This is a genomic window from Phyllobacterium sp. 22229, from assembly GCF_052056495.1.
In the GTDB taxonomy this organism is placed as follows: Bacteria; Pseudomonadota; Alphaproteobacteria; order Rhizobiales; family Rhizobiaceae; genus Phyllobacterium; species Phyllobacterium myrsinacearum.
The window spans coordinates 103,683-110,784 of the sequence record NZ_JBQEPA010000020.1; the positions used below are offsets into that span (position 1 = coordinate 103,683).

Below are 7,102 nucleotides of genomic sequence, written 5' to 3' on the forward strand. Positions count from 1 at the left end.
CGATTCGGATGGCAAATGTGAGATCAAAACAAGAACATTTTTACAAATGATGGTCATGCCGGCACAAATGCCGTTTGTGTCGGATTGACGGTTGAAAGCCGAGATATTAGGTGATGCACATGTCTATCAAACCGCTTGTCATTCTTCCCGATCCGCTGTTGCGCCAGGTTTCCAAACCCGTGGAGCGCTTTGACGCTGATTTGCGCAAATTCTCCAACGATATGCTCGACACCATGTATGACGCGCCGGGCATCGGCCTGGCCGCCATTCAGGTGGCGGAACCGCTGCGCATGCTGGTGATCGACCTTGCCAAAGAAGACGAACCGAAGGCACCGCAGGTTTTCATCAACCCCGAGATTTTGTCTTCCAGCACCGAGCGCAATGTCTATGAAGAGGGCTGCCTGTCCATTCCGGATTACTATGCGGAAGTGGAACGCCCGGCAAAAGTGCGCGTTGCCTATTTTGACATCGAAGGCAAGAAGCACGAGATCGAGGCTGACGGCTTGCTGGCGACCTGCCTTCAACATGAGATTGACCACCTCAACGGCGTTCTGTTCATCGACTACATCTCGCGCCTCAAGCGTGAAATGGTGATGAAGAAGTTCAAGAAGCTTGCCAAGGATCGCGTTCCGAGTCGGCTGGCGGTGTAAGCCATGAGCCTGCGCATCGTCTTCATGGGAACCCCGGAATTCTCCGTACCGGTTCTCAACGCGCTCATTGGCCAGGGCCATGAGATCGTCGCTGTCTACAGCCAGCCGCCGCGTCCTGCCGGGCGGCGCGGACTGGAGCTAACTCCCTCCCCCGTTCATCGCAATGCCGAGGAATTCGGCATTGAAGTGCGCACGCCCAAAAGCCTGCGCAATCCCGAGGAACAGCAGGCGTTCCGTGACCTCAATGCGGATGTTGCCATCGTCGTGGCCTATGGCCTGATCCTGCCGACCGCCATTCTCGAAGGCACGCGCCTTGGCTGCTACAACGGCCATGCCTCGCTTCTTCCGCGCTGGCGCGGCGCCGCGCCGATCCAGCGGGCCATCATGGCGGGTGACAGCGAAACCGGCATGATGATCATGAAAATGGATGAAGGGCTGGATACGGGCCCGGTCGCCATGGCCGAAAAGGTCAAGATCACACCCGACACGACAGCGGGCGAGTTGCACGACCAGCTCAGCATGATCGGGGCAGACCTGATGGTGCGCGCCATGGCTGCGCTGGAACGGGACAGCCTCACCCTGACCCCGCAACCGGAAGACGGCGTCACCTACGCGTCGAAGATCACCAAGGTTGAAACCCGCATTGACTGGACCCTGCCAGCCATTGACATCCATAACCGCATTCGCGGTCTGGCACCGTTTCCCGGCGCCTGGTGCGAGATGGAAATCGGTGACGGCCTCGAACGCGTCAAGTTGCTGCGCTCGCTGCTTGCAACCGGTGCCGGCGTGCCGGGCACCGTGCTCGACGACGATCTGCGCATTGCCTGCGGAGAAGGCGCGGTGCGTCTGCGCGCGCTACAGCGGGCGGGTGGCAAGGCCATGGATGGGCAGGAATTCCAGCGTGGCGCCAAGATTGCGCAAGGGGCCAAGCTGCCATGAGCAGCATCGCCATTCGTCGCGTACAGCCCGCGGACCGCGCGTTGATCTCAGCTATCCTCGAAGAGGCCTTTGACGGGCCGGATGAAGCAAAGCTGGTCGCGCAACTCAGCGGCAATGGCGATGTCGTTCTCGAACTGGTTGCGGAGTTCGATGGCGCGCTGGCGGGCCATATCCTGTTTTCAAGGCTGCGCGTTGAGAATGGAACCAGCTTTGACGCGGTTGCGCTGGCACCGCTCAGTGTCGCCTCCGCCCATCAGGGCAAAGGCATCGGGTCCGCACTGATCAAGGCTGCACACGAACAGCTGGCGCTCATGGGCGAAACCCTTTCCGTTGTCCTCGGCGACCCCGGCTATTACGGCCGCTTCGGCTACACCCATGCGCGGGCATCGGGTTTTACCAGCCAATATCAGGGCGCGTATCTGCAGGCGCTGGCTTTCAGCGATGCACCTCTGTCGGGAACGCTTGTCTACTCCAGAGCGTTCGAGGGCCTTTGATGCCGCGCTACAAGCTCACCATCGAATATGACGGCACCCCCTATGCGGGCTGGCAGCGGCAGGAAAACGGCCATACCGTTCAGGCAGCCATCGAGCAGGCCATCTTCAAGTTCTGCGGCGAAACCATCTCCCTTGGCGCCGCGGGCCGCACCGATTCGGGCGTGCATGCGATTGCCCAGATTGCCCATGTGGATCTGACCAAGGACTGGAGCAGCGCCAAGGTGCGCGAGGCGCTCAACGCCCATCTGGTCGTGGCCGGAGAAACCGTTGGGATCATCAATGTCGAGCGGATGAGCGAGAATTTCGATGCGCGTTTTTCCGCCACGGGCCGGCATTATCTCTACCGCATCATCAATCGCCGTCCACCCGCGCCACTGGAAGCATTCCGCGCATGGTGGGTGAAGAAACCGCTTGATGCACAGGCAATGCACGAGGCGGCACAACGGCTGGTCGGAACCCACGATTTCACCACCTTTCGCGCCACCCAGTGCCAGGCAAAAAGCCCGGTCAAATCGCTCGATCACCTCAGCGTTATACGCAACGGGGAAATCATCGAGATCAGGGCATCCGCGCGCTCGTTCCTGCACAACCAGATCAGGTCATTTGCGGGAACGTTGAACGAAGTGGGTTGCGGCCGCTGGACGGCCGACGATGTCAGCGATGCGCTTGCCGCCCGGGACCGCAAGGCCTGCGGTCCTGTCGCGCCGCCCTATGGCCTCTACCTCGTCGGTGTGGATTACCCGAGTGTGATCGGCTCCGGCATGGCAATTCCCAGCACGCTCTGAAGAACGACCACCAGAATAATATATCCGGTAACCAGAATGGCGAAGAAGGCCGTCGTATAGGCATAGGTTTTCTTCAACGCCACATGCGTCAATCGATAGGTCAAAACGAGCGCGGCGGCGTTGAGCACGAGGTCGACACCCAGCGAGAACTGCGGCCGCGTCGGCATGAAAATATGAATCAGCGTGGCAGGCACAACCAGCCAGTTCACCAATGCGGAGCCCCAGTTGCTGGTGATCACATAGACACTGAAGCGGCTGCGCAGGCCAATGCGCGGGGCCACGAAAAGCAGCACCGCCAATGGCAGGACCCATGCGGTCAAATCGACAAAGGCGATCCGGCCGATCAGGGAAAGCCGGGTTCCCGTTTCAGGCCGGAAGGCCACCACATCATTGGCAAAAACAATCCAGCTCAATATCAAAGGCGGCAGCGATACCGTGATCGCATGGAATGATTGCCAGAAGCCGTCTTCGGACAGATCGAAGAATTCCAGACCGTCGGCATGGCCGTTCATGATCCGCCATGAGCCCCAGAAATAACGCTGGATGTCTTCAAAATTCAGCATGGTCGCTCAGGCAAAAAAGTCGGCAATGAACCGCTCGTAAATTTGTGTCAACGTTTCCAGGTCGGCGACCGCCACACGCTCATCCACCATGTGCATGGTCTGCCCGACGAGCCCGAACTCGACCACCGGGCAGTAATCCTTGATAAAGCGCGCATCGGATGTACCACCCGAGGTGGACAGCTGCGGCCGCTTGCCGGTCACGGCCTCAACCGAAGCGGTCAGCGTGCCGATAAGCTTTTCATCATGGGTGAGAAAGACATGGCTCGGCCGGTCGCGCCAGACAAGCTCGTAATTAACAGGCGTTTTCCGGCCTGGCCGCAGTTTGCGCCGCCCGGATGCCTTGTCGAGACGGTTATGGATTTCCGCCATCAGCGTCTCATCGGTCCATGTGTCGTTGAAACGGATATTGAATGTCGCGGTTGCCTTGGCCGGGATGACATTAACAGCAGGATTTCCAACATCGATCGTCGTGACTTCCAGATTGGTCGCCTGAAAGTTCTTCGTCCCCTTGTCGAAAGCCGGATAAAGCAGGCTGTCCACCAACGTCACCAGTCCGCGAACCGGGCTGTCGGCCAGATGCGGATAGGCCGCGTGCCCCTGAACGCCATGAACGGTGACCGTTCCCGAGAGCGAACCGCGCCGGCCGATCTTGATCATGTCGCCCAGCTTGTCGGGATTGGTTGGTTCGCCGACGATGGCTGCATCCCAGGTTTCACCCCTGGCCTTGGCCCATTCCAGCAGCTTGCCGGTACCGTTGATCGACGGGCCTTCCTCATCGCCGGTGATCAGGAAGGAAATCGAGCCCTTCAAAGCGCCATTCTTCGCGATGTGGCGGGCAACGGCGGCGGCAAAACAGGCAATGCCGCCCTTCATGTCAACCGCACCGCGGCCATACATCTCGCCCTTGTGGATCGCCGCCGAAAATGGCGGGTAGGTCCAGGCCGCCGCGTCGCCGACGGGAACAACGTCGGTATGACCGGCAAACATCAGATGCGGCCCATTGCCCGAACGTCTGGCGTAGAGATTTTCAACATCAGGCGTCCCGTCTTCGCTGAAGGTGGGGCGCTCAACGGAAAAGCCCAGCGGCGCCAGCATGGCTTCGAGCGTGGTGAGAGCACCGCCCTCCGCCGGTGTAACCGATGGACAAGCAATGAGTTGGGCGAGGTTGTTTACGGGATCTGTCGAGGATGTCATGTGCAAAGCGATAATCCAAAAGCAGCATCCTGTCACGCACTGGATCGCAATGCGTGCATCTGTTTTAATGGCTGACGATTGCGTCAAACCGGGGCTCGCCGATGACTGAAAACAATGGCCGTATTGTTGTCGCAGGCGCCGGCTCCATCGGCTGCTATGTCGGCGGCCAGCTTGCCGCCGCCGGAAAGGCCGTCACGTTCCTGGCCCGGCCCCGCGTGGCGGACGAAATCCGGCGCGCCGGCCTGAAAATTATCAATCTCGACGGCACGGAGCGGCTTCTATCGCCGGACCGGCTTTCCCTCACGCAGGACCCCGCCGCAGCCTTCAACAAGGCGCGGATCATTCTCGTGGCTGTCAAGAGCGGTGCGACGCAAGAGATGGCGGAGGTGATTGCCAGCCATGCACCCGCTGACTGTATCGTCGTCAGTCTGCAGAACGGTATCGGCAATGCCGGTGTTCTCCGAGAAAACCTTCCGGAGAGCATGACCGTGGTTGCCGGAATGGTGCCTTTCAACGTCGTCCAATCAGATGCAGGCGCGCTGCCGCTGAGTGTACGCCGCACCACACAGGGCACGATCCTTGTTGAAAACAACGCCGAGGGCCTGGCCGCAGCCCTGTCGACACCAGACCTTCCGGTCAGCCCGCACGACAATATGCAAGGCATTCTCTGGGGCAAGCTGATGATGAACCTCAACAATGCGCTCAACGCCCTGTCAAACCTGCCGCTTGCCACACAGCTTGCCGACCGCGACTGGCGCGTTCTGCTTGCCGATCAGATGGGCGAAGGCCTCAAGGTCATGAAAGCCCATGGCATCGTTGCAGCGCCGGTCCAGGGCGTCTCACCAGCGATACTGCCATGGATTCTGCGACTGCCCGATTTTCTGTTCCGGCGTGTTGCCCGCAGGATGCTGGCCATCGATCCGCGCGCGCGCTCATCCATGTGGGAGGATTTTTCGCGCGGCAGGACCACCGAGATCGATTATCTCCAGGGTGTCATTGTCAAACTGGCAAGGGAAAAGGGCATTTCCACGCCCCTGGCGCAAAAGGTCATCGCATGCGTCAAACAAGCCGAGGGACAACCGGTCCGCTGCCATGCGGTGGCCGAGATCCGGCAGAAATTCGTCGCCTAATCCGCTCAGTCGATCGGTTTTCCCGTCTTGTCCTGCATGGTCAGAAGTGTCAGCGCACTCACCAGTGCTGCCGCCATCACGTAAAAACTCGGAGCCAGTTTCGTACCCGTTGCCTCGATCAGCAGCGTGACGATGACGGCGGCAAAGCCGCCGAAAATGGTCACGGCGAAATTATAGGCCAGCGACAGCCCGGTGGAGCGCAAGCCTGCAGGAAACTGCTCGGCCAGCAGTGCTGGTGCCGGTCCGGTGAATGCGGCGAGAAGCAGCCCGAGAATGCCCTGGACAATGGCAAGAGTCATCAGATCGGGCGAGGCGTTGACCCAGGCAAACAGCGGATAGATCAGCACACCGATGGCAATGGCTGCTGCCAGCAGCAGCCGCTTGCGCCCCACCCGGTCCGACAAGGCCCCGGCGACGGGGCAGCCCAGCATCAGCACCAATCCGCCAATGGTTGTGGCAACGAATGCATCGGCGAGCGGAATGTTGAGCTGCTTGACCGCGTAGGTCGTCATGTAGAACAGCAGCACATAGGTGCATACCGTCCAGAGAATAGTGACGCCAAAGCCGGAGGCAATGCCGCGCGGATGATCCCTGAGGGCGTCACGCAATGGCGACTCGCTCTTCTGCGTGTGGCTGTCGGTAAAGACCGGCGTCTCGTCGACACGGGCGCGGATATAGAACCCGACCGGTCCGATGAGCAGGCCCAGGAGGAAAGGCACGCGCCAGCCCCAGCTGTCGATGGCTGCCGGGTCAAGCGCATGGGTGACGATGGTGCCGCAGATGCCGCCGAGGACGACGGCCAGCGCCTGGCTCGTCTGTTGCCAGCTGGCATAAAACCCGCGTTTTTCCGGCGGCGCGTATTCGATGAGAAAGGCTGTTGCGCCGCCAATCTCTCCGCCGGCAGAAAAGCCCTGGATCAGCCGCGCCAGAACGATGACGAGCGGTCCGATGATCCCGGCCTGGGCATAGGTCGGCGCAAAGCCGAGAAGTGCCGTGCCGAACGCCATCATCAGGATTGTCAGCGTCAGCGCCGCCTTGCGCCCCTTCCGGTCAGCGTAGACACCGAGAACCACAGCCCCGACCGGACGCATGAAAAAGCCGACACCATAGGTGCCGACTGTGAGCAGGATCGAGGTCAGGTCGTTGATCGCGGGAAAGAACAAGCGTGCGATGATCGGCGTGAAGAAACCGTAGACGGTAAAATCAAACCATTCGAGGCCATTGCCGATCGTGGCGGCGGCAATGGCGTGGCGCCGCTTGGCGTCATAATCGCTGGTCAGAGGGGAAGCCTGCACAGTCATACTGGTACCTCAGCGGAAATGGAATCGGCTTGGGTACCAGCTTCTG

General features: G+C 60.2%; 8 protein-coding genes. 5 read left to right on the forward strand and 3 right to left on the reverse strand.

What is annotated here, in order from left to right; translation table 11 throughout:
* The first annotated feature begins 119 nt into the window (after window positions 1–119).
* The 4 genes from def to truA are packed head-to-tail and all read left to right on the forward strand — an operon-like array spanning window position 120 to window position 2,868.
* Window positions 120–650: a peptide deformylase gene (gene def, locus ACTJJ7_RS21885; RefSeq protein WP_105737786.1), complete on the forward strand. Its 531-nt coding sequence runs from the start codon at window positions 120–122 to the stop codon at window positions 648–650.
* A gap of 9 nt (window positions 651–659) precedes the next feature.
* Window positions 660–1,589, forward strand: coding sequence for a methionyl-tRNA formyltransferase (gene fmt / locus ACTJJ7_RS21890; protein ID WP_440968812.1), 930 nt, complete (start codon window positions 660–662; stop codon window positions 1,587–1,589).
* Window positions 1,586–2,083 (forward strand): GNAT family N-acetyltransferase, encoded by a 498-nt coding sequence (locus ACTJJ7_RS21895; protein ID WP_440968804.1) that lies wholly within the window; start codon window positions 1,586–1,588, stop codon window positions 2,081–2,083. The genes fmt and ACTJJ7_RS21895 overlap by 4 nt, the downstream gene beginning before the upstream one ends.
* Window positions 2,083–2,868 carry a tRNA pseudouridine(38-40) synthase TruA gene (truA, locus tag ACTJJ7_RS21900; RefSeq protein WP_130268559.1) on the forward strand — a complete coding sequence of 262 codons (786 nt, stop codon included), beginning with the start codon at window positions 2,083–2,085 and terminating at the stop codon, window positions 2,866–2,868. Before ACTJJ7_RS21895 ends, truA begins: the two co-directional genes overlap by 1 nt.
* Here truA and ACTJJ7_RS21905 read toward each other — a convergent pair.
* On the reverse strand, window positions 2,820–3,431 hold the full coding sequence (locus ACTJJ7_RS21905) for a hypothetical protein (protein WP_440968805.1): 612 nt from the start codon (window positions 3,429–3,431) through the stop codon (window positions 2,820–2,822). The genes truA and ACTJJ7_RS21905 overlap by 49 nt on opposite strands.
* 6 nt (window positions 3,432–3,437) lie before the next feature.
* Window positions 3,438–4,625 carry a succinyl-diaminopimelate desuccinylase gene (gene dapE / locus ACTJJ7_RS21910; protein ID WP_440968806.1) on the reverse strand — a complete coding sequence of 396 codons (1,188 nt, stop codon included), beginning with the start codon at window positions 4,623–4,625 and terminating at the stop codon, window positions 3,438–3,440.
* A gap of 101 nt (window positions 4,626–4,726) precedes the next feature.
* On the opposite strand from dapE, the gene ACTJJ7_RS21915 reads away from it, so the two are divergent.
* On the forward strand, window positions 4,727–5,755 hold the full coding sequence (locus ACTJJ7_RS21915) for a 2-dehydropantoate 2-reductase (protein WP_440968807.1): 1,029 nt from the start codon (window positions 4,727–4,729) through the stop codon (window positions 5,753–5,755).
* A gap of 5 nt (window positions 5,756–5,760) precedes the next feature.
* Here the strand turns inward: ACTJJ7_RS21915 and ACTJJ7_RS21920 are convergent, their stop codons facing one another.
* Window positions 5,761–7,056, reverse strand: coding sequence for an MFS transporter (locus ACTJJ7_RS21920; protein WP_105737798.1), 1,296 nt, complete (start codon window positions 7,054–7,056; stop codon window positions 5,761–5,763).
* Window positions 7,057–7,102 lie beyond the last annotated feature (46 nt).